Source organism: Plectonema cf. radiosum LEGE 06105 (assembly GCF_015207665.1).
In the GTDB taxonomy this organism is placed as follows: Bacteria; Cyanobacteriota; Cyanobacteriia; order Cyanobacteriales; family Nostocaceae; genus Rivularia; species Rivularia radiosa_A.
This window is the reverse complement of record NZ_JADEWL010000005.1, coordinates 56,376-76,345: the sequence shown is the minus strand read 5'-3', so window position 1 is coordinate 76,345 and position 19,970 is coordinate 56,376. Positions and strand designations below refer to the sequence as shown.

General features: G+C 36.0%; 25 protein-coding genes. 8 read left to right on the top strand and 17 right to left on the bottom strand.

What is annotated here, in order from left to right:
- Window positions 1-209: 209 nt before the first annotated feature.
- Entirely contained in the window at window positions 210-740 is a 531-nt protein-coding gene (locus tag IQ247_RS02660; RefSeq protein ID WP_193916759.1) for a CPBP family glutamic-type intramembrane protease, read from the top strand.
- Window positions 741-1,071: 331 nt separating this feature from the next.
- Here IQ247_RS02660 and IQ247_RS02655 read toward each other — a convergent pair whose 3' ends face one another.
- The 15 genes from IQ247_RS02655 to IQ247_RS02585 all read right to left on the bottom strand — a co-directional run bounded on the left by IQ247_RS02655 (window position 1,072) and on the right by IQ247_RS02585 (window position 12,587).
- Window positions 1,072-1,458, bottom strand: coding sequence for a VanZ family protein (locus tag IQ247_RS02655; RefSeq protein WP_193916757.1), 387 nt, complete (start codon window positions 1,456-1,458; stop codon window positions 1,072-1,074).
- Between the two features lie 90 nt (window positions 1,459-1,548).
- On the bottom strand, window positions 1,549-1,737 hold the full coding sequence (locus IQ247_RS02650) for a hypothetical protein (protein WP_322745399.1): 189 nt from the start codon (window positions 1,735-1,737) through the stop codon (window positions 1,549-1,551).
- A gap of 107 nt (window positions 1,738-1,844) precedes the next feature.
- Entirely contained in the window at window positions 1,845-2,108 is a 264-nt protein-coding gene (locus tag IQ247_RS02645) for a hypothetical protein (protein WP_193916755.1), read from the bottom strand.
- Between the two features lie 386 nt (window positions 2,109-2,494).
- The gene (locus IQ247_RS02640) at window positions 2,495-4,126 is read right to left on the bottom strand and encodes a cyclic peptide export ABC transporter (RefSeq protein ID WP_193916753.1); all 1,632 of its coding nucleotides are present in this window, start codon (window positions 4,124-4,126) and stop codon (window positions 2,495-2,497) included.
- 79 nt (window positions 4,127-4,205) lie between these two features.
- Window positions 4,206-4,835, bottom strand: a complete 630-nt coding sequence (locus IQ247_RS02635; RefSeq protein WP_193916751.1) for a pyridoxamine 5'-phosphate oxidase family protein — start codon at window positions 4,833-4,835, stop codon at window positions 4,206-4,208.
- Between the two features lie 411 nt (window positions 4,836-5,246).
- Window positions 5,247-5,912, bottom strand: coding sequence for a Na(+)/H(+) antiporter subunit B (locus tag IQ247_RS02630; RefSeq protein WP_193916749.1), 666 nt, complete (start codon window positions 5,910-5,912; stop codon window positions 5,247-5,249).
- Window positions 5,909-6,517 (bottom strand): DUF4040 domain-containing protein, encoded by a 609-nt coding sequence (locus IQ247_RS02625; protein WP_193916747.1) that lies wholly within the window; start codon window positions 6,515-6,517, stop codon window positions 5,909-5,911. Before IQ247_RS02625 ends, IQ247_RS02630 begins: the two co-directional genes overlap by 4 nt.
- Window positions 6,504-6,791, bottom strand: a complete 288-nt coding sequence (locus tag IQ247_RS02620; RefSeq protein ID WP_193916745.1) for a monovalent cation/H(+) antiporter subunit G — start codon at window positions 6,789-6,791, stop codon at window positions 6,504-6,506. The genes IQ247_RS02625 and IQ247_RS02620 overlap by 14 nt, the downstream gene beginning before the upstream one ends.
- Window positions 6,788-7,081 (bottom strand): hypothetical protein, encoded by a 294-nt coding sequence (locus IQ247_RS02615; RefSeq protein ID WP_228059422.1) that lies wholly within the window; start codon window positions 7,079-7,081, stop codon window positions 6,788-6,790. Before IQ247_RS02615 ends, IQ247_RS02620 begins: the two co-directional genes overlap by 4 nt.
- Window positions 7,035-7,427: a Na+/H+ antiporter subunit E gene (locus IQ247_RS02610; protein WP_193916743.1), complete on the bottom strand. Its 393-nt coding sequence runs from the start codon at window positions 7,425-7,427 to the stop codon at window positions 7,035-7,037. Before IQ247_RS02610 ends, IQ247_RS02615 begins: the two co-directional genes overlap by 47 nt.
- Window positions 7,412-8,851, bottom strand: coding sequence for a cation:proton antiporter (locus IQ247_RS02605; protein ID WP_193916836.1), 1,440 nt, complete (start codon window positions 8,849-8,851; stop codon window positions 7,412-7,414). The genes IQ247_RS02610 and IQ247_RS02605 overlap by 16 nt, the downstream gene beginning before the upstream one ends.
- Complete coding sequence (locus tag IQ247_RS02600; protein WP_193916741.1) at window positions 8,851-9,186, bottom strand: cation:proton antiporter subunit C; 336 nt, start codon at window positions 9,184-9,186, stop codon at window positions 8,851-8,853. The genes IQ247_RS02605 and IQ247_RS02600 overlap by 1 nt, the downstream gene beginning before the upstream one ends.
- A gap of 1,194 nt (window positions 9,187-10,380) precedes the next feature.
- Entirely contained in the window at window positions 10,381-11,157 is a 777-nt protein-coding gene (locus tag IQ247_RS02595) for a sulfite exporter TauE/SafE family protein (protein ID WP_193916739.1), read from the bottom strand.
- Between the two features lie 159 nt (window positions 11,158-11,316).
- Entirely contained in the window at window positions 11,317-11,865 is a 549-nt protein-coding gene (locus IQ247_RS02590) for a rhodanese-like domain-containing protein (protein ID WP_193916737.1), read from the bottom strand.
- Window positions 11,866-11,888: 23 nt separating this feature from the next.
- Window positions 11,889-12,587 carry an MBL fold metallo-hydrolase gene (locus tag IQ247_RS02585; RefSeq protein ID WP_193916735.1) on the bottom strand — a complete coding sequence of 233 codons (699 nt, stop codon included), beginning with the start codon at window positions 12,585-12,587 and terminating at the stop codon, window positions 11,889-11,891.
- A gap of 159 nt (window positions 12,588-12,746) precedes the next feature.
- On the opposite strand from IQ247_RS02585, the gene IQ247_RS02580 reads away from it, so the two are divergent.
- From IQ247_RS02580 to IQ247_RS02570, 3 genes are all read left to right on the top strand, one after another.
- The gene (locus tag IQ247_RS02580) at window positions 12,747-13,163 is read left to right on the top strand and encodes an ArsR/SmtB family transcription factor (protein ID WP_193916733.1); all 417 of its coding nucleotides are present in this window, start codon (window positions 12,747-12,749) and stop codon (window positions 13,161-13,163) included.
- 401 nt (window positions 13,164-13,564) lie between these two features.
- Window positions 13,565-13,930 carry a transposase gene (locus IQ247_RS02575; protein WP_193916731.1) on the top strand — a complete coding sequence of 122 codons (366 nt, stop codon included), beginning with the start codon at window positions 13,565-13,567 and terminating at the stop codon, window positions 13,928-13,930.
- Window positions 13,931-14,099: 169 nt separating this feature from the next.
- Entirely contained in the window at window positions 14,100-14,975 is an 876-nt protein-coding gene (locus tag IQ247_RS02570; protein WP_193916729.1) for a hypothetical protein, read from the top strand.
- Between the two features lie 250 nt (window positions 14,976-15,225).
- Here the strand turns inward: IQ247_RS02570 and IQ247_RS02565 are convergent, their stop codons facing one another.
- Both IQ247_RS02565 and IQ247_RS02560 read right to left on the bottom strand, forming a co-directional pair.
- Window positions 15,226-15,483 carry a hypothetical protein gene (locus IQ247_RS02565; protein WP_193916727.1) on the bottom strand — a complete coding sequence of 86 codons (258 nt, stop codon included), beginning with the start codon at window positions 15,481-15,483 and terminating at the stop codon, window positions 15,226-15,228.
- A 243-nt stretch (window positions 15,484-15,726) separates the two neighbouring features.
- Entirely contained in the window at window positions 15,727-16,770 is a 1,044-nt protein-coding gene (locus IQ247_RS02560; RefSeq protein ID WP_193916725.1) for a hemerythrin domain-containing protein, read from the bottom strand.
- A gap of 364 nt (window positions 16,771-17,134) precedes the next feature.
- On the opposite strand from IQ247_RS02560, the gene IQ247_RS02555 reads away from it, so the two are divergent.
- The 4 genes from IQ247_RS02555 to IQ247_RS02540 all read left to right on the top strand — a co-directional run bounded on the left by IQ247_RS02555 (window position 17,135) and on the right by IQ247_RS02540 (window position 19,825).
- A complete protein-coding gene (locus IQ247_RS02555; protein WP_193916723.1) occupies window positions 17,135-17,875 on the top strand; it encodes an LmeA family phospholipid-binding protein in 741 nt (246 codons plus the stop codon).
- Between the two features lie 65 nt (window positions 17,876-17,940).
- Entirely contained in the window at window positions 17,941-18,483 is a 543-nt protein-coding gene (locus IQ247_RS02550) for a DUF2231 domain-containing protein (protein ID WP_193916721.1), read from the top strand.
- 176 nt (window positions 18,484-18,659) lie between these two features.
- Window positions 18,660-18,887, top strand: a complete 228-nt coding sequence (locus IQ247_RS02545) for a DUF167 domain-containing protein (RefSeq protein ID WP_193916719.1) — start codon at window positions 18,660-18,662, stop codon at window positions 18,885-18,887.
- A gap of 194 nt (window positions 18,888-19,081) precedes the next feature.
- Window positions 19,082-19,825, top strand: a complete 744-nt coding sequence (locus IQ247_RS02540) for an MlaE family lipid ABC transporter permease subunit (RefSeq protein ID WP_193916717.1) — start codon at window positions 19,082-19,084, stop codon at window positions 19,823-19,825.
- The last annotated feature ends 145 nt before the right edge of the window (window positions 19,826-19,970 follow it).

Genomic DNA, 19,970 nt, shown 5'->3' with positions numbered 1-19,970 from the left:
GGATTAGTTAGGTAGAGCGCATTAATTTATGGTAGCTGGAGACGTAGCAGTGCTACGTCTCTACAAGGATTTTGCGTTTGATACAAGATTTAAACTAGAAAAAATTTTTGGTGTTATCCGAAATACTCATAATGAATTTGTAGCCTTGCTTGTCGAAACCAAAAGCACGTACAAACAACTCAAAAGTAATTTAATTGTCCTTGTAAATTATGATTAGATTTCGTAAAAGACAATTAAAAGCCGCATTAACGACTCCTTTGAGGAGTCGCAATTTGCTCCAGTTAGGATTGCTTTTAATAGGGTTAGCAATTTTATTATTATTTATAGGATTTAAATCGGATTTTTTAAAGGTTAATGTACTACAAAAACCCTGGCAAGAAATTGTAATAATAGTTGCGTCCTGCTTGTTTATGCCTGCATTATGTGAAGAGATAGTTTTCCGCATTTTATTTTTGCCTCACCCCACCGAAAACCCTTCAATCAAGAAGCAAATTATCTGGGGAATTATTAGTTTGACAGTCTTCATTGTTTATCATCCACTCCAGGGAATAACATGGAATCCTGTTGGTAGCGAAGTTTTTATGGAGCCAATTTTTCTAATTTTGGCGGCTTTGTTAGGAGTTATGTGTACGATAGCTTACTATTGGGTTGGCTCTCTTTGGCTTCCAGTTTTCATTCACTGGTTAGCTGTTGTTGTTTGGCTAGTTTTATTAAATGGATTTTATCAGTTTAATTATTAACCAAAGTAACTAATGGTCTGTCCCATTAGTTTTAATTTAATGAGTTTTTATATTATACCTCTTATGTGAATTAAGCGCTCAAACCATTATCATCACGTTGATAAATTAAACAATTTTTTGCCCCATATTTGGGTTGCAGAAACATCAAAGTAACTCAAAGAAGAACAAAAGTTTACTTTGCTTACTGCATGAAAGAATTACTAGATATTCACTTTAATCGGTCTTAAAAATACTATGAATATGCATCTAATTAGTTTGCGTAGGGAAGCATTTTCTATGTAGCGATACCCTATTTTGATAGGATATCGCTTAATGATTAAGTTGTTCTCAACTAACCTTCTAAAGACTTCTTCACCTTTACCCTCTCTGCCAATAAAGTAAACAAAATAATCCCACAAAAATCCGCAGCTAAATCGACTAAATCAAAACTACGATGCGGTGAAAATATTTGCAAACATTCTTCAACAATCACAAAAAAACTAATTACAATCGGCGCAAAAGGTAGCGAAAAATTTAAAATATTTATCTGGCGTTTATTAAATGCTAAATGTCCTAAAAAAGCCGAAAATCCTATTAATAAAAAATGTAAAATTGTATCATAATGAGGAATTTGTTTTATTTGATTCGGAATAATCCTTAAATAAGCTGATATGGAGATAGATAAAATAATTCCAATATAAAACCAAAAAGCAATCAGCCAAACACGATGAGTTTTCATTACAGATTATATTAAAAAGCGTTTGTTAATTACTTCCAGCATAACAAACACCATTACGTAAATACTAGCATTCTTACGTAAAAATATAGACTATAAATCTACGGTATCGGGGTCAACGCCAAGCTCGCGTAATTTTGCTTTTAACTGTTCTAGTTCAGCTTCTGCTCGCTCAGCGCGTTGAAGTTCTTGCTGTAAGGCTTGTGCTAATTCTTCGGGTATTAAAAGCTTATCGCCGTTATACTCTCGGTAAAAGCCGATTAATCTTCCCTCAATTTGCAAGCGTAACTGTAACGGTTCACTACGGCTATCAGTTTTCCATCAGCGCTGGGGTAGAAGATTTCCGTTTGGTTAGCGACAGGTAGGATAGCTCTCATAGTGTAGTCGTTCTATCCTGCTTGTAAATTAGCTTGTTCTTGCAACCAAGAATCTACTGGTTGTCCATCTTTGCGCTTTAATTCAATTTCTACAACCATCACTTGTTTAGAACCCGGAGGAGCGGGTTTTTTATGGAAGATAATGTCATAATCAGCAGGATTTTGATTACGTTCTTTTAACCAATCCTGCACTTTTGTTGTTGCAAAAAACGATTGTCCTTGCTCGAACATCGAGGTAATTTGCATTTGCAGGTTATAAGGATTCAGTTTACCCATTGTAAAACCACCTTTGTAAAGAAATTTTTCCTTTTGGTATTATCTTCAGATATTCTTCTATAATACTTTATAGTACGGCAGGGAGTGCCGGAATTAACGCTTGAGGAGCTAGTTGCAAGACTAGGATAACAGGGATACCGGAAAGATTCCTTGTGCCCAAGAAGCTAAGCCTTTATGGTTTATGCACTTCACAATTTTTACGATTGAAAGGGGCAGGCATTTTGTCTGCCCTTTTGACATTTTTATGCGACTCTATGACAGAACCAATTTCGGATTGTGGATTGTTTATTTTTAACTACTGCTTCGGTTAGTAATTTATAAAATCGAAGAAGTATTGAGCGTTCGCCATTTTTTCCGAATGGAGTAGGAAGATTATCGCAATCGACTTAAGAATTAGAAGGCTGAAAATTTTCAACTACACTACCATAATCTAACTTAATGATTCTATCGCACTGATCAAAATAGCGGTCATCATGACTGACAACAATTACAGTTTTACCGCGCTGCTTTAATTCAGGCAGTAATTTATGATAAAATATTTCTTTGAATACAGGGTCTTGGTCTGATGCCCATTCATCAAAAACGTAAATAGGACGATTTTCTAAATATGCTGTCAGTAAAGCCAGACGTTTACGCTGTCCTTGAGATAAATTAGTTGTTGATAAAATACCATCTTTGACTGCTACTTTCCGTTCTAATTCCAATTGAATTAAATAGTTTTGAATTTCTGTTGCGGAGTTTTCCTCTATTCCCAACAAGCGCTCGAATAAATAAAAGTCATAAAACACTACAGAAAATTGCTGACGATACCATTCGCGATTTTCATTTGTAACGGGACGATTATCAAATAAAATATTACCCTTATTTGGAATATACAACCCTGTAATCAATTTAATTAAAGTAGATTTACCGCTACCGTTACCACCAACGATAAAAACTAATTCACCTGGCTTAAACTTGAGGTTGATATTATTCAAAGTAAACTGATGTTCTTCGGTATTTCCAACATAAGTATGAGTAATATCAACTAATTCTAAACTCGTCCAATCGGATTCAAAAGCCAAACCTGTAGGAAAATTAGGTTCGATAACTTGCTTAGAAAGAGATATTCCCAGAGATTCAATTTTATTTAAAGCGACATTTCCTTGAGCTATCTGAGGTAAAGAAGTTACTACCTCACTTACAGGATTAATCAAATATAAAATAGCCAACACATAGCTAGATACAATCTCCGTTGAAATTCCATTTATTTTCGGAAAAACGAACAACATTAATCCAACAGGAATAAAAAATAATACTGTTGCGAGCGAGCCTGCAAAAGCAAAAACTGTTATACTGCTAATTCGATATTTTTTATATTTACTAGCACTTATTTCTAAATCTTCTTTAAAAAAAGCAATTCTCCTGTGACGATGCAATTTTAACTCTTTCACTCCTTCTGTAACAGCGCGAATATGTCCAAACATCACATCTTGTATTTGACGCGCTTTTTTTAAACCTTCAATTCCTGGTTTTTGCAAAAATTGGTAGAGATAAAAACCAAGTATAAGGCAGATAAATACGATGAAAAATAATAATGGAGAAAGCCATAATAAATAAACAAAAATTCCAATTAGTACAGCAATGTTTACTATGATTACTGATAGCTGTATTGAAGCTGTAGAAATTGCTGTTATGTCGTCTGTCAAAGTTGCCAAAATTTTTGGTATACCTAGACTTTCTAAATGTTGTAAAGGACAATTTAAAATGCGTTGAGTCATTTCTAAGCGCAAATCGTAGATAACTCCTTGAGCCAAACGATTTATTAATACCCAACTTATAAACCGAAAAATCCATAAACCAATACAGAGACTAACGAACAGCCAGATTAACCATATAGGTGAGTTTTCCAGATTGGCGATCGCATAATTTATAACTGCGATAATACCCGCACCACTAGCACCGCTGAAAATACTAAATATGGTTGCTATAAAGAAACTTTTGCCGGAATTTTTAAGTAGAAGACGGATAAGTTTCATGAATTAAACATCGCATATTGCACTAATTGTTATCTTATAGGACTTACACATTAGTTGACCGAAGAAAAATTGATATCATTTAATACAAACCAAATCGTTCATCTTGTTCGATTAATGACTGGATTTCTTCCACGCTTTCTTTAAGATTTGCTGCATCGATCATTGTTTGTGCTAACGATGGTAAATTATCAATAGATTCCCAATTTTCACTTTGCCATACTTTAGACCGCAGCATACATTTAGCGCAGTGAAAAAATGCTTCTTTGATGTTAACTATAAGAGCAAAATTGGGAATTTTACCATTCATAGCCATGCTTTCCCGCAAAGGTATATCCCTAACAATCATCGCACTTCCACTGATTCGCAAAGTTTCACCTTTACCGGGTACGAGAAAAATTAATCCAACTTGGGAATTTTCAAGTATATTTTGAAAGGTATCTGCTCGACGATTCCCTGGTCTATCGGGGATGGCTAAGGTGTTATCATCGAGTATTTTAACAAATCCTGGTGGATCGCCTTTGGGTGATATATCCATGTTTCCACGACTATTTGATGACGCGATAAATAGTAAGGGTGATTTAGCAATGAAAGCCCGACAATGTTTATCCAACTTCGGTATGACAATATCAATGACTCGATGGCTGGGATATCCCATTACCTCACGCAGTTGTGCAGTGCTGGTGATGATTTCGGAGAATTGAATTTTCATAGATAATTTTAATTTTCACCGATATTTTCAAGTGTAAAAGTCATAATCACCAATCTGCCGGGGAATGTAATTCCCCGTCTCATAGTGAAAGTCCTCTTCAGAGGACTAAATACAAAATTTTGCTTGCAACTAATATTTTTTCCTCCTCTGGGTGCGGGGCGATTTTATTATCGGTAATCTTCTGTTAGCTGCTCGGAATACACCTGGACTAAAGCTTCGTTTTTAAAGGAAAAATCAGGTTTTCATAATTAGAGTTTGCAAGAAACCCAGTTTTTTTGGTGTTGTTGAGTTCGGAATGTATTCCGGTGAATTACTCCCCATCTCCCCATCCCCCCATCCCTTTTTATGAATGGCGATAGGCGAAGCCTTGCCCGAAGGGATCGCGATGTTTTAAAACCATCAAAATCCCATTCACAACAATCCCCGATAATGAATAAATACCAAAAGAACTGCCCATGAACCCAAGGCAACTTTAATGGCTACCAAAAAATTCAGTAAAGGTAGAATTCCACCGCTAAATAATGCGCCCAATTGTCCCTGGGGTAACTCAAATCCCCACAGAGTAATTACTGAGAGGATGATAAAAACCAATACCGAAACTTTCTCCCATTTGGAAGCGTGCCAACGTTTGTAAATAGCTTGCATCCATTCTGATGATGCGGTAATTGCCACTAAACCGATGGCAGTTCCTCCGGCAACTCCAGCAGCAAATCCACCACCGGGACTGAGATGTCCCCGAATCCCTAATTCGATACCCACTAAAGCCGAAATTGTGGCACCCAATCGCGCTAAAATAATTGATGGTCTATCGGTAAAATGATAAATCGTACAAAATGGTCTTTCGTTTGCGAGCAAAAAACTAGCTCCCATGATGGCAATGGTAAATACTACAACTTCAAAAATGGTGTCATACAACCGATTGCGAAAAATAATACCGGAAACTGCATTCGGTACTCCACTATCTTGTACAACTGCTTGGACAATGGACATTGATAATTCTGACTCTGGATTTACTTCGATCAGCATTTTCACAAATAAGGCAATTCCAGCCACAACATAAACCCATTTCCATTTCATAGATGTTGACTCTCTAATTTTGGTACATTAATATCTGATATATTTACGTAGCTGAGCATTGTTTTGGGCGATGAAAGTTCGGTTTGCATGATGTCATAGATGCGCTGAATCCGAATTGTGGTTTGATAGGGTTGCCATTCGCCATCCAAGTCACTATCGTAACTTGCCATTACTGATGAACTGCTACAGGTTGCATGGACTTCTTTTTCCATTAGCGCTCGTTGTAAAGCCTGTTTATCGTTGTAAATCACAATTTCCAACCGCATATGACGTTTATCAAGAATTCTGCGGAATTCTGCCATCAGTTGTTGAAAAGGACATTCCTCTTGCGGATGGTTTGTTCTATCTTCGAGTACTCCCAAACGCAACACCAAGGACGATCGCACTGCTACTGCATATAAAGTAATTGCGAGTAGTGTACCCATCAAAGCTTCCGTCAAAGCGACATCTGCGGCTCCCAAAACTGCATAAACTAATGCCGCGATCGCGCCTAATATTCCTCGCAATGCCAAAGCATGGTAGGGATTAACCTGAAATATAACTAAACAAGCAGTTATGGGTAATAGGGCAACGATTATATAAACGTAAATATCAGGATTGTTCATGATGATTCTCCTCCGGACTCGAACAGTAAGCTAAAACGTAACCTAACATGGTGTTCCAAATTGCTAAAGTGATGATGACGAGAATCAGTAAAGGCCATTCACTGGGAATTTTCAGCAGCAATCCGAAGACAATGGCGATTGAACCAAGGGTATCCGCGACGGAAAGAGTATGCAGTTTGTACAAAACCGATCTTTTCCCCAACAGAGGAAAGGTACCCCAAAACCAAAAGAAAATGCCTATACCAATACAGATGTAACTAATAATATTGATCATGTTTCTCTTAAGCGTTTAATTATATGTGCTAATAACATTAATCCGGCATTGCCGACTGTCAAGATAATCGCTGCAACCACACCAATCATCCAATCATCACGCAAGACGGAGACGACAAGGGCGATAATCGCTGTTTTACTAGAGATACTGGCAAAAGCCAGCATTGTCTGCCAGATATTTTCATCCTTCCAAGCTTCATAAATAGGTATAATCAACGCTAAAAGCATGGCAATTAAAATTAGGTTATTCATCGTTAACTGCTCTGGTTGGTCTGATGCGGTGTACTTCATACCAGCCATCTTGGCGGTATTTAAAGACAATTGTTTTGGGGGTAAAGGTGATTAAAAATATATCGAGGAAAATCAACCGGGGCGATCGCGTTGCTTGAACTCGTTCTAAAATTAGATCTTCGTATTTGTGAGGACGAAAAATAATTTCGATTGCTTCAATATATGCTTGAGGAATTGCGACGATAATTTTACCTAAAATGTCCAGCCAATCTTTTAAGGTTTCTCGGGATGGGTAGCCACGGGGCAACAATAAAGCAATAATTACGCCGATGATGATATTTACCGGACTCAAATCGGATGTGAGCAGAAACCAAATAGTCAGTCGTAATATTAAGTGTCCAACCATGAGAATGCCATCCAAAACAGTAAAATCAACATTACACTCATTACACCGATCAGATGCTCAAATTCTTCGAGTACACGGGGTAATTTCAAAGCTGCACGTTTAAAAATAAACCAATAGAGCAACCAACCCAAACCAATTTTTCCTAGTGCTTTGACAATATTATCTACTGTATAAGCTTGGAAATAAACACTATTCGCTGTAATCAACCAACCGAGCAAAAGTATAGTTGCTGCCCAAAAACCAAGCTTTGGTTTATTTCCTTTCCCCTGTGGAAGAAAGATAAATTTGGCATATACTATTGCTGTTCCCACAACCGCAACGTTCATAGGGATAACTTGCCAAGGTAGGAGATTTTGTACGGTTAATGCCTTTGCTCCAAACCCGGATAGTAAGGGAAAGCCTGATATTGAAAGACTCGCTATCACCAAAACAATCCAAGTCGAGGTATTAATTTTAGTTTGTTGCAGTTCCTTGAAGCTGCGACTAGGTAAACTACCCGCGCTCAAAAACATCGCTGACTTTGCTAAACCATGGGCTAATGCATAATAACCACCTTCTTGAGGTGCTGCGAGTACCCAACCTAATTGAGAAATCGTACTTAATGCCAACATCCGCTTAGTATCATTTTCAAAGACAGCGTAGAATACTCCCAACAACGCTGTCCCTACTCCGAAAATACGCACAATTGGATCGATTTCCCCGACAATTAACGCGCACCGCACCAAGGGATAAACTCCTGCTTTTACTACTACTCCCGATAACAATGCCGATACTGGTGTCTCTGATTCCGAGTGAGTCAGCGGTAGCCACCATCCCGATATAAATACTCCTCCTTTAACCAAAAGTCCGACAAAAATCAGCGCTAGTGCCGATGGTGGTGCATCACCCAAACCAATGAAACTAAACGAATTACTTGCTTGATAAACCGATACTGCTCCCATCAAATAAAACAGCATCGCGATGTTACTCACACATAGGTAGCGCAAACCTACCCAAATAGAGCGATCGCTGCGGGGATAAGCAATCAACAAAAATGCTGCAATCCCACTCACCTCTAAGGCTACATATAAACTAATGAAGTCCGTACAGGCAAATGCAGCATTGACACTGCCATGCAAAATGATCGCTTGGGTGTAGAAAAAAGCTGATTTATCGCTCCGCCAACAATACAATATGACTGCGGCTGTTACCAGACCATTAGTTAAGATAAAGAAACCGCTCAGCCGATCCACCATTAAGGTGACACCAAAATTGTCCATTAACTGGAGCGTTATTGGAGACTCTTGGATAAATAACTGTAATCCATATGCGAATGTTACAACCGTCCCCAAAAATGTTAAATAGCGGTCAAGTTTGGGAATTAAATAAATAGTGAATCCCAAAAAAAACGGAAGTGCAACCCAGGCAATCGTAATATTGTTAATCATGGTGTATTGTTCTTCTCTATCTCGTTGCTTTCCAAGGTAGGATTATCCCGTGCTAGCTTCATCACCCCAACCAACATTAGGGCTTGAATTGAAAAGCCAATAACAATCGCTGTTAGGATGACTGCTTGGGGAACTGGATCGGCATAATCACGGTTTTGGACATCTGAAAAAATCGGTGTAAATGAACCATCAAGTGATGCGATCGCCACATAATAAGCAATCACTCCTGTACTCATCACATCCATCGATACTATTTTCATCACCAGGTTTTTTTTAAAGATGATGCCCAAAAATCCGCATATAATTGTTGCGAGTACAGATGCTTCTAACACAATAATTGCTTTTTAGCTAAAGTTTAGTTATAATCATTTCCTGGTCAGTGCATTGACTTGACTCTATACAAGTTTGGTATATTTCGGATCATAAAAATATATCCATAACTTTGATTCAACACACATGAAATCCAAGCACGAACAATACAAACAGCGTGCTTTAAAGCCTAGGCTTTTGTTACAGAGAAAAATTCAAATTTGCAACTGCTTTCAAGAATTTTCAGTTTCCTAATTTCTAGAAATTAAGAAGAAAAAATGCCTTTAGACAGGTGTTTTCCATTGGCATCGATAGAATTCGCCTTTGATTATTAACATATGGATTGCTTTTGATACTTTACCCCCGTCTTAAGAATTGATTAATTTCTTATATCTAGAATAAATGGTATCAGGTGTTGAAAGCAAGAAATTCATCTGGAGATAGAGAGGTGATAGTGTTGCCGTTTTCTCTCCCCATGATTGCAATCAAGCTACTGCTAACGATAATTCTTTCGGTGAAATACTTGATTTGAGCGGTTGGAGTTGAAAGCTTCAGACAATGATAAACCGGGAGCGTCGCGATTATATTGAGTAGGCAAAAGTTACCAATGATGCTTCCCCAGATGAAGATGGGTATTTTGATCTGGGGAAGAATCTTCAAAGCAATTCATAAGCAAACTTATATCTAATTGATAAGATAAATAAAAATCAATAAAACTTCTGTATACATAATTTGTAATATTTAGTTTACAAAAAGTTGTACTTTCAAATAGTTAGAAAAGATTCCTATTTATGAACGAGATTACAGACCATTTGGGTGTAATATGGTTTTTTCATCATCTGTAGAGCCGTTTGACCAAAAAGCAAAAAATCAGGTTAATAGCTTGATAATATCTAGCAAATAAGCAAAAAAACGTATTACAAGCTTTATATTACAAGGAGATAAACAACTCTCTTAGTAAAGATTTGTAAAAAAGAGTAGTAAAAGAAATACACCAAGTTGCCATTAAACTACTAGGATTGACAAATCTTCTAGATAATGCTGCATTGAAATATATTCCATTTTATGGATATGTATTTTGATTATTTTGATCTAAAAATCACAGGAATTCCTCTTGATTAATGAAATTCGTCCTGTTTTGAGATTGAGTTTACGAGACGCTTTGTCAGGTAGTTTAAAGATGTCAAAAATAAGTTCGCCAAACAAATTAGAATACTTCACCTTTGTATTAAGATATATACCGCAACAGCGATTACAAAATAACCAAAACTTTTTTCTAATAACTTAGGCTTGATAAACTCGGTTAAATAAGCACCAAAGATAGTACCTAAGCTAGCAGCTATGGTAAAAATTATCATGATATTGACATCCATTGGTACTTGACCAAAATAACCCGCAAATCCAGCCAAAGATTTAAAGGTAATAATTAATAATGATGTACCTACAGCTTCTTTCATTGGTGTTTTACCCAATAAAACTAATGCCGGAATAATCATAAATCCACCACCAACACCAACAAAACCAGTAACTATTCCCACTATCAGCCCTTCCGTTGGTATCAGAAAAAAGCGATACTTATCGTGATGTTTTTCGTCTGCATCATGGTGTTGTTTAACTTCAGATATCCGGCTACTTTTACGAATCATAAAAAAAGCAGCTACTAACATCATTACAGCAAAAAAAATTAGCTGAATTGTAGAATTAATGATGGGTAGTGAAGCAATTCTAGCACCCAAATATGCTCCTAACATTGCAGCAGGAGAAAAAAGCAAAGCGGTTTTGAAATTGACATTACCTTTTAGCCAATGAGGAATAACACCAATAAGACTAACTACACCAACAATAACTAATGTCATTGCTACCGCTGATTTTGTTTCTACTCCCATGACGTACTTAAGAATTGGTAAAGCTAAAATAGAACCACCTCCACCAATTAATCCTAAAGTAATACCAATACAAATCGCCAAAATTGTACCAAGTATCAGTTTAATCATATTTTTAATTTATTGTGTTTGCTGGAATCAGACTGGCGGTTAAAACCGCAGCTACACAGTCTCCACGGGTTTAAATAAGTCCACCTTACGGTAGACTTTGCGGCATTTAATAGCGATAATAAAACGCCGATTACTAACTTCTTATGTATTCGATAAAAACTATTTTTTATTCCATGGCATCTGTGCTAATAACATACCCAAAGCACAAGTATTAGTAATGCCAGCAAATACTAATCCTGAGCCAACAAATCCACTCAAAATTAAAAACCAAGGTGATATAAACGCACCAAGTAAAGTACCTATTACCACCAAAGAACCGGCAACTATTTGTACCTGACGCATGATACTAATCGGTGCATTTTTACTAGTTTCAACCGGATATCCTGCTTGTTTCCAAGCATTTAATCCACCTTCAAGATGAGTGACTCGCTCAAAACCTGCTGCAAATAATTTTTGTGCTGCTTGTGCTGAACGTCTACCGCTTTGACAATGTAAAATTAATTTTTTCCCTTGTTCTAATCGTATTTTTTCTGGTTCAAAACTAGAAAGTGATAGTCTTGTTGCACCCGGAATTCTTTCTCCCGCATATTCACCAGCTTCTCTGACATCAATTAAAATAATTGTCCCTTCCTCTAACCATTCTTTAAGGGTGTTAGCATCAATAACTTGTAGTTCACCGTCAACTTTTTCCTGATTAATTCCTGTCATTTCTTAATTCCTTTAATTATCTTCTATACAGTTGTGTCTAAGTTACCGCAGCGTTCGTTTGCGGGGAGAGCTTCCATAATTTTTTGTGGCATGGGAAGCTTTAAATTATTCATAAATTCAATAAATTCATCCCGGTTCTTACCAGTAAATCGCGGATTGAGTCTTCTTTCTTCTCCAATTGTTGATACCGTGTGTCCTCGATAATCATGGGCTGGATACACTAAAGTTTCCGGGGGTAAACTAAACAGTCTCCCGGTAACAGAATCGTATAAAATCCCAGAATCTCCACTTTGAAAGTCTGTTCGTCCACAGCCACGAATCAATAAAGCATCCCCCGTCAACAAATGAGTACCATTAACCAGATAAGCCATGTGACTATCTGTATGACCTGGTGTTGCGATCGCTGTTATCTGTATTTCTCCTAAAAGCAATATTTCTCCATTTTTGATGTACTTATCCGCACATTCTGCATCAGCGTTTTCCGGCACAATTCCCCAACAACCAGTGTCTTCTCGAAGTTTACTTGTAGCAGTAATATGGTCAGCATGGATATGAGTCTCCAAACTATAACGCAGATTTAACCCCAAGTCTTTAAGTAGTGCTAAGTCACGACTTAGTTGCTCTAATACTGGATCTACTAAAACCGCTTCTTGGGTAGTTGTATCGGCAATTAGATAAGTATATGTACTTGATTCTTTATCAAACAGTTGACGAAATAGCATAATCAAAACCTAAATTGAAAATCAATCTGCTGTTATAATCATATTACCAATTAGTTATACGCTTTTGGCAAGTATGCCATCCGACATAATCGAGAAATAGTACTACTGTATGGTAATATAGTAAATAGGTTAAAAGTTAAAAATTTCGATAAAATTGTTATGCCTAAAAATATTTTAAACAAAAATGATGAATCACAAAAAGAACTGACGCAGCTTGAAGAGTATGGGGTAAAAAAGTTGTCTCCCGCAGCAATTACTTTAATGGCTGAATTCTTTAAAGTTTTATCAGAACCCAGTAGACTGCAAATTCTTTGCACCTTAAAATCAGGATCTAAAAATGTATCTCAAATTATTGAGGATACAGCTTTAGGGCAGGCTAATGTATCTAAGCATCTCAAAGTTTTGACACAAGCAAGTATAGTTACTCGTACTCAACAAGGGATAAACGTTTTTTATGAAATTAGTAATCCGTTTATTTTTGAATTATGTGAATTAGTATGCGATTCTATTTCTTTGCAAATTGAACAGCAAAATCAAAATTTAGAGCATTTAAAAAATATCAAAAGTTCTTTTTAAAGATAAGACTTAGCAACGCCGGCATATTTTTCTTGTAGGGTGCTGTAGTTTAGAATAAATTTGAACGTAGCGATAAGACTTGTAGCGTCACGCACCAACAAACTGAAAGATTTATTTTGATTTTTTAAAGTATTAAAAATATAGTTTATGGGATTTTTAGATGAAATTGTTAGGGGGAGATAAATCGAGTTTGTTTTATTTATCCGGCGGTTGAAACCGCAGCTAAACAAACCGGCACCCGTCTGCACGGGTTTAAAATACGTAAAATTTTAGACATTTTAACTCATATTCCTACAAAGCGCTCAGATGAATAACTTCAGCGCTTTTTTGCTATATCTACGTATAAATACAAAAGATTAAGAGTCTTTGTTGACATCATTATGACCAGAGTTCTGAGCATAATGATGACATTAAATAACGATAAATATCTAACAATTCTTGAGCAAATCCGCTGGAATGGAAAGCCAAAGTGTCCTTACTGCGAATCAAACAACGCAACAGCATACAGAAACGAGAAAAGATACCATTGTAATTCATGCTACACTTCATTTAGCGTCACAGTTGGTACACTGTTCCACAAAACTCATGTGAGTTTGGATAAATGGTTTTTAGCAATTCGTCTACTGATGAGTTCTTCGGAAGGTATCAGCGTGCGTCAGCTTGCTAAAGAAGTTGGGGTTAATAAAAATACTGCTGCTTTTATGCTGAAGCGGATAAAAGAGGATAAGTCGGAAGTATTGGAGAGATTAGTAAGAATGAAATCTTAGAAACCCCTTTCAAAACCTCTCTTCCGCTAGAGGAGAGGTTGTTATGACTTCTTAATCACTTACAAATTAGTTTGTAGAGACGTAGTACTGTGACTTAAACCTGAACACCTTATTAAGGAACATTTCAGAACCAAAAGTATATTTAAATGTTTCAATTGGAAAAGCTTAAATGAGTACACAAAAAAAACCTTATAGAACTAAGCGTAGCGTAGTAATTAAATTTTATCTATTGATGCTGTTCAATACGTTTATTCTGTTTTTAAGTTTTATTGGTAAAGAACCTTTGGTAGCTTACCTACAAGATTTTAATATTAAAATTCCTCCCTTTTTATTACCAATAGTAATTGGACTATTTTCACCCTTACCTTCATGGCTTTTTGTAAAAGAGTCGATCGAGGAATCAATCGAATGTGAATCCAAAGCAAAGATAGAAGAAAATCGTGAAAAATGTGAATCCGAAATTAAAAAAATCAAGGAAGAATATGAAAGAAAAGCACCTGAAATAATTAAAGAAAAACAAGAATTAGAATTTTTAGCTATTTGGACAGATAAAGAACAGCTAAATCATGTTGACTTCAATGAAATGTCTGAAAAATTGCGTCATGAATTAATGAAAGATAGAAAAGAATTTGAAGAAATTTATCTAGAAAGTTTTAGAAAAAGATATGAAGCTCGTCAAGACATTATAAATAACCTAAATGATGATTTATTAAAATCAATCGCACGAAAAGCAGGTGATTATTCTTTTAGGAAAAAAGAAAATGATTTTATTACAAAAGATGAAAATCAAATATATAAGAATATATATGTAATCTTAAAAGCTTGGCTAATTTGCAGTATTAAATTTGATTGCGAGATGCCAACAGAGTCTTTACATCGAATTATTAATAAGAATAGCAAGCGCGAATTAGATGCTTTGAACTACATTAGAGACAATATATTGTTAGATGATAAAATCAAGGAAATATTAATAAATGATAAATCGAGAGAAATAATCAGGTATTATATCAGTAGATTTTTTCAAAAAATAGATATCAATTCTTGAATTAAGAAGCTACTTCACTGAAATAATGTTTTGCAACCTTAGAGGATGTTTTAAAAGTATCCGGCGGTTGAAACCGCAGCTACACAAACGAAGTCCACCTGCGTGGACTAGTAATTTAGAACCCGCAGAGGCGGGTGCCGGTTTGTGTAGCTGCGACTTATAGTCGCCAGGTAAAGTATAAATTAGACTTTCAAAACATCCTCTTATACTGTATATAAAAGAAGCTGATAAGCAAATTTTTCTATTACTTTTAAAAAGGCTTAATATAATTAAAATCAATTTCTTCCTTTAAAACTTCACTAAGAGTATTTTTATATTCAATTTCCTGTTCTAAGCTTGGAAAATCAACTCTTGCATTTTCTTCGTTATTTGTAATATACTCAAGCATTTTATGAACGGATGAAAAATTATTTAATATCTCATCATCATTATGGTGTAATTGCTTTAAAGCATCATTCGTAATCTTGTTTGCAATTAGTAAAAGTTGATAAATAGTAAATTTAGCCATTGTTTACACCGTTGAAAAATATTGATGAGGTTAATAATATTTTTGAATCCGGAGTATGTCACTACCGCTAACTAGGACACCCCAAAATCATTTTTTACTCTTTGCAAAACAAAAATGAACGACTGTAAAAATCTGTTACCTTCATTTATTTTCCAATAAAACATTATTAACCCCTCCTAAATTAATAGAAAGGGGTTTACTCATAGAGATTCTAATTTATTCAAAACCTCTATTAACTCATATCTACTGACTAACTACACCCATTTTCTTTTGAATCCGAGTCTTAGCAGCTTTAAACTCAGTAGCCAATTGTTCACTTTGTTGGCTATTGAGGTTATTGCGAATTGCAGCAAACATGGTACTTTCTTCTTGACGAATATGGTCACCTACTACATCCATTAACTGCTTGATTTTGTCTTTGAATTGAGGTGAAGAAGGACTAGTAGACTTGATTTCGTCTAACTTGACTTTCATTTCAGCTTGTTCGTCATATAGCTCTTGAGTATCTCCTTCACCGTAGAAAGGACGTACTTTTGGATATACAACTTCCTCTTCAGCTTCTGCGTGAGCGGTTAAATCTTTGTAAATTTGACCGAAGTATTCTTGAATCTTCTGAGGATTATCGCTTTGTAACAATTCGGTGAATAAAGTATTTACCTTGCTGTGGTCTGCACGGATAACGTCTTGGACATTCATATCCTGCTTGTCAGAAGTTTGAGTTATCACACTACCAACAGCACCGCTCAAAGCAGCAACAGCATCTTGAACTCGTCCCCAAATGCCTTGGTCGGCTTCTTGTCCAGTAAGTTCGCGGACACCCAAGTATTCTAAAATACCTTTAAGTTGTTCTTGATGAGCGCGGTTTTCAAAGTTAACGGTGTTGAGAGGTCCGATTGCTAACATCACATCAGCACCTACTTTTTCAGCGGCTTTGTGGATTGTGATACCGCTCATTACTTGTTGATGCTTGAGTAATTCATGCTGAAATACTTTTTCATATAGACTCAATTCAGAGCCTTGCATTAATTGTCTGACTTGCTCAACCATTTGTGAGACAACATTTTCCGGCTTAGCTTGAATACCATACTGAGTAATTGTAGTCTCGATAATTCCTAAATTCTTTTGGTCATCATCAAGCATTTTTTGCAAGCGATCGCGAATATCGTTATCGGAAAGTTGTCCAATAAACCGTTGTTCATTGTCGATAATTAATTGCTGTAACGCTTTCATATCAGCCAACTTCATCGCGATCGCAGAGCGTTTAGTATCATCTAAAGTAGCTACCACAGTGTTTCTCCTCTCTGAAAAATCTTTATTTAGTGTTAGCTTCAGATTGCCACAGGTATTTATAGCTTCCATCCTTCTTTTGAGGTATCACGGGCATTACTCTGGGTAGATAAAAGTGCTTTCTTGATTTCGTGGAGCGGGTGTATAAATAGTAAAAATAGACTTACACGAAGTTAATTAGCTAAAAAACAGTTGTGAGTCATAAATTCAAAAAATACCTTTTATTACATCATTAATTGTTATCAAATCAGATTAATCCTTAGATAGATAAATATTAAGTTTTGCTTATTCCATTAGGGAGAGAACTTTTTTCGGCAAAAAGAATAGATTTACTAAAAGAACACTAAATGGAAATTTATCAAAAATGCCAGAAAATTCTGGATTAGGGGAACAAGCCCTGAATAAAGTCGCAGAAATAGGGCTGTCTAGTCAGTTGGATGAAGTTGAAGATTTAAATGTTGATATTAAGACTAATCCTTTTAAAGCGATTCAGGGAGAGGTCGAATCCGTTGATATTGATGGTGATGGTTTGGTAATGGAAAAAGACCTCCGCATGGAGGAATTAGATATGCATATTGAGAATGTTGCAATTAATCCTATGAGTGCGGCTTTTGGAAAAATTGAATTAACCAAGCCAACTTTAGGTAGTGCGAGAGTTGTTTTACTTGAAGAAGATATCAACCGCGCTTTTAATTCCGAATACGTACAGCAACAATTACAAAGTCAAAAAATTAATATTAACGGAAGACCGACTAATATTCTCCCCCAAAAGGTAGATTTTCGTTTACCTGGCGATAATAAAATCCAATTAAACGCTACTGTTTTATTAAAAGAGACAGGTGAAACAAATCAAGTTGCATTTTCCGCAGTACCGCGTGTTTCTGCTGGAGGAAAAACTGTTACTTTAGAAAATGTTGAGTATGATAAAAATCAAGAAAATTCGTCTGAATTGGCAGAAGCATTAATAAATCAAACCAGCGAATTATTGAATTTAAGCAACTTTGATTTAGAAGGAATGGATTTGACAGTAAAAAGTTTAGAAGTAGAAACAGGAAAACTTGTATTATTAGCTGAAGCTTACGTTGAGAAAATTCCTACAGAGTAATCATTTTAAAACTACCACTTTTTTTTAACCTTTGACCTTTAACCTTTAACCTCTAAGCTTTTATTATGGAAACTCAAGACAGAAGAACATCTCCCTACCCCAATATTCCCAACTTTTTAGAAACAGATGATAGAGAATTTAGAGATGCTGGTGTACCAAGTACCGTATCTGTTGTAGGACATCCAATTCACCCGATTCTTGTGCAATTTCCCATTGCTTTTTTAGTTGGTGCGTTTTTAGCAGATATTGTTTTCTGGTTCACCAATGATATATTTTGGGCAAGAGCATCTTTTTATTTAATTGCAGGTGGTTTTTTGATGGGTATTCTAGCAGCTATAACTGGAATGCTTGACTTTTTGAGAATAGGAAGAACACGTATACGTAGCGCTGGTTGGGCGCATATGGTTTTGAATATTTCAGCTTTATTGTTAACCTTAATTAACTTAGTATTGCGATGGAATTCTCCAGTAGCAGCCGTATTACCTTGGGGGTTAGTAATTTCGCTCGTTGTGGCTACACTTCTCGGTGTTTCCGGTTGGTATGGAGGAGAATTAGTTTATCGACATAAGATTTCTGTAATTGGTAACGGTAATCCAGAACAGCTTTAAATCAGTTATCAGTTAACAATTATCAATTTTCAATGCTAGGTGTGATTGAGTGAGCAAACAAAGAGTAAGGTTGATAATTTTATTAAGTGCGTTATATAACATAGCGCACTTTTTTAATCACGGATTAAAAAGGATTACACTGATTACACGGATTTAATTACCAATTACCAATTCTGATGCAGCAACGAGTTAAAGTTAAACCTAATTGTAAACAACAGAAAATTGTTGAAGAAGAAGACGGTAGTCTGACGATACATTTAAAATCGCCTCCTGTGGATGGTAAGGCTAATGAAGAGTTAATTAAAGTGTTGTCAAAAAAGTTTGGCGTACCGAAATCTTATATTTATATTAAATCTGGTGCTACTTCGCGACAAAAATTGATTGAAATTGATATGGACGAATAAACCAATCCGCGTTCCCTCTTGCTTGTGGTTGAGAAGTCGGGTTTTTAGAATAAGTATCTGTCACCAGCAGCTGACAAATTTTCTAAAAACCCGACTTCTGACGATTGCGGAAGGCTTTCCGTTAAACTGAGATTAATATTATTGGCAGTTTAATTGTTAATGGCTGTAAAATTGCAACCAAAAGCAAGCAGGAAATGTATGTTGTGCGTTTTATTTTCGTTTTACTGCTATTAGGTCAAGTGTGGTTGCGTTTATTGCAAGGAAAAACCTGTCATCGTAATGTTTTAGAGCATATGGTGAAAGTGGGACCAGGTTCGATTTCTCCCGTACTGTTGGTAAGCTTTTTTGCAGGGATGATTTTTACGATTCAAACTGCAAGGGAATTAGTACGATTTGGTGCAGTTAATGCTGTTGGTGGTGCTTTTGCTTTGGCTTTCTGTCGGGAATTAGCTCCAATTTTAACTGCTAGTATAGTTGCTGGACAAGTAGGTTCGGCTTTTGCTGCGGAAATCGGTGCGATGATAGTCACCGAACAAGTTGATGCGCTTTATATGTTGAGAACTAATCCGATTGACTACTTGGTTCTTCCTCGGATTATTGCTTGCTGTTTAATATTACCAATACTAACTATTTTTTCTTTAGTGATAGGAATTATTGGTGGAATTTTTGCCGCTGCACAGTTTTATCAGGTACTTCCAGAGATATTTTTAGAATCGGTGAGAAATTTTTTACAACCATCAGATTTATATATAATTTTGCTCAAAGGTTTCATTTTTGGACTTTTAGTTGCTTTTATTGGTTGCAGTCATGGTTTAGCAACTTGTGGAGGTGCAAAGGAAGTAGGACAATCTTCAACGAAGGCTGTTGTAAGCAGTTGGGTAATGATTTTTATCACAGATTTTTTCCTTTCTCTAATATTTTTTGAAAAGCCGATATAAAAAATGTTTATAAAAAAACATTGATTGTGAATAAATGTATCGATTATTGGTAATCATAAGGTAAAACCTTGAAGTCATGCATCAATAATTTTAACTTTTATCACTGCATAATTCACTTTCAGTTACACCCATTTATCTTAAAGAA

Bases quoted from the DNA above. Each gene is read 5' to 3' on its own strand.
- IQ247_RS02660 (WP_193916759.1), top strand. From the start codon at position 210: ATGATTAGATTTCGTAAAAGACAATTAAAAGCCGCATTAACGACTCCT.
- IQ247_RS02655 (WP_193916757.1), bottom strand. From the start codon at position 1,458: ATGAAAACTCATCGTGTTTGGCTGATTGCTTTTTGGTTTTATATTGGA.
- IQ247_RS02645 (WP_193916755.1), bottom strand. From the start codon at position 2,108: ATGGGTAAACTGAATCCTTATAACCTGCAAATGCAAATTACCTCGATG.
- IQ247_RS02640 (WP_193916753.1), bottom strand. From the start codon at position 4,126: ATGAAACTTATCCGTCTTCTACTTAAAAATTCCGGCAAAAGTTTCTTT.
- IQ247_RS02635 (WP_193916751.1), bottom strand. From the start codon at position 4,835: ATGAAAATTCAATTCTCCGAAATCATCACCAGCACTGCACAACTGCGT.
- IQ247_RS02630 (WP_193916749.1), bottom strand. From the start codon at position 5,912: ATGAAATGGAAATGGGTTTATGTTGTGGCTGGAATTGCCTTATTTGTG.
- IQ247_RS02625 (WP_193916747.1), bottom strand. From the start codon at position 6,517: ATGAACAATCCTGATATTTACGTTTATATAATCGTTGCCCTATTACCC.
- IQ247_RS02620 (WP_193916745.1), bottom strand. From the start codon at position 6,791: ATGATCAATATTATTAGTTACATCTGTATTGGTATAGGCATTTTCTTT.
- IQ247_RS02615 (WP_228059422.1), bottom strand. From the start codon at position 7,081: ATGAAGTACACCGCATCAGACCAACCAGAGCAGTTAACGATGAATAAC.
- IQ247_RS02610 (WP_193916743.1), bottom strand. From the start codon at position 7,427: ATGGTTGGACACTTAATATTACGACTGACTATTTGGTTTCTGCTCACA.
- IQ247_RS02595 (WP_193916739.1), bottom strand. From the start codon at position 11,157: ATGATTAAACTGATACTTGGTACAATTTTGGCGATTTGTATTGGTATT.
- IQ247_RS02590 (WP_193916737.1), bottom strand. From the start codon at position 11,865: ATGACAGGAATTAATCAGGAAAAAGTTGACGGTGAACTACAAGTTATT.
- IQ247_RS02585 (WP_193916735.1), bottom strand. From the start codon at position 12,587: ATGCTATTTCGTCAACTGTTTGATAAAGAATCAAGTACATATACTTAT.
- IQ247_RS02580 (WP_193916733.1), top strand. From the start codon at position 12,747: ATGCCTAAAAATATTTTAAACAAAAATGATGAATCACAAAAAGAACTG.
- IQ247_RS02575 (WP_193916731.1), top strand. From the start codon at position 13,565: ATGATGACATTAAATAACGATAAATATCTAACAATTCTTGAGCAAATC.
- IQ247_RS02570 (WP_193916729.1), top strand. From the start codon at position 14,100: ATGAGTACACAAAAAAAACCTTATAGAACTAAGCGTAGCGTAGTAATT.
- IQ247_RS02565 (WP_193916727.1), bottom strand. From the start codon at position 15,483: ATGGCTAAATTTACTATTTATCAACTTTTACTAATTGCAAACAAGATT.
- IQ247_RS02555 (WP_193916723.1), top strand. From the start codon at position 17,135: ATGCCAGAAAATTCTGGATTAGGGGAACAAGCCCTGAATAAAGTCGCA.
- IQ247_RS02550 (WP_193916721.1), top strand. From the start codon at position 17,941: ATGGAAACTCAAGACAGAAGAACATCTCCCTACCCCAATATTCCCAAC.
- IQ247_RS02545 (WP_193916719.1), top strand. From the start codon at position 18,660: ATGCAGCAACGAGTTAAAGTTAAACCTAATTGTAAACAACAGAAAATT.
- IQ247_RS02540 (WP_193916717.1), top strand. From the start codon at position 19,082: ATGTATGTTGTGCGTTTTATTTTCGTTTTACTGCTATTAGGTCAAGTG.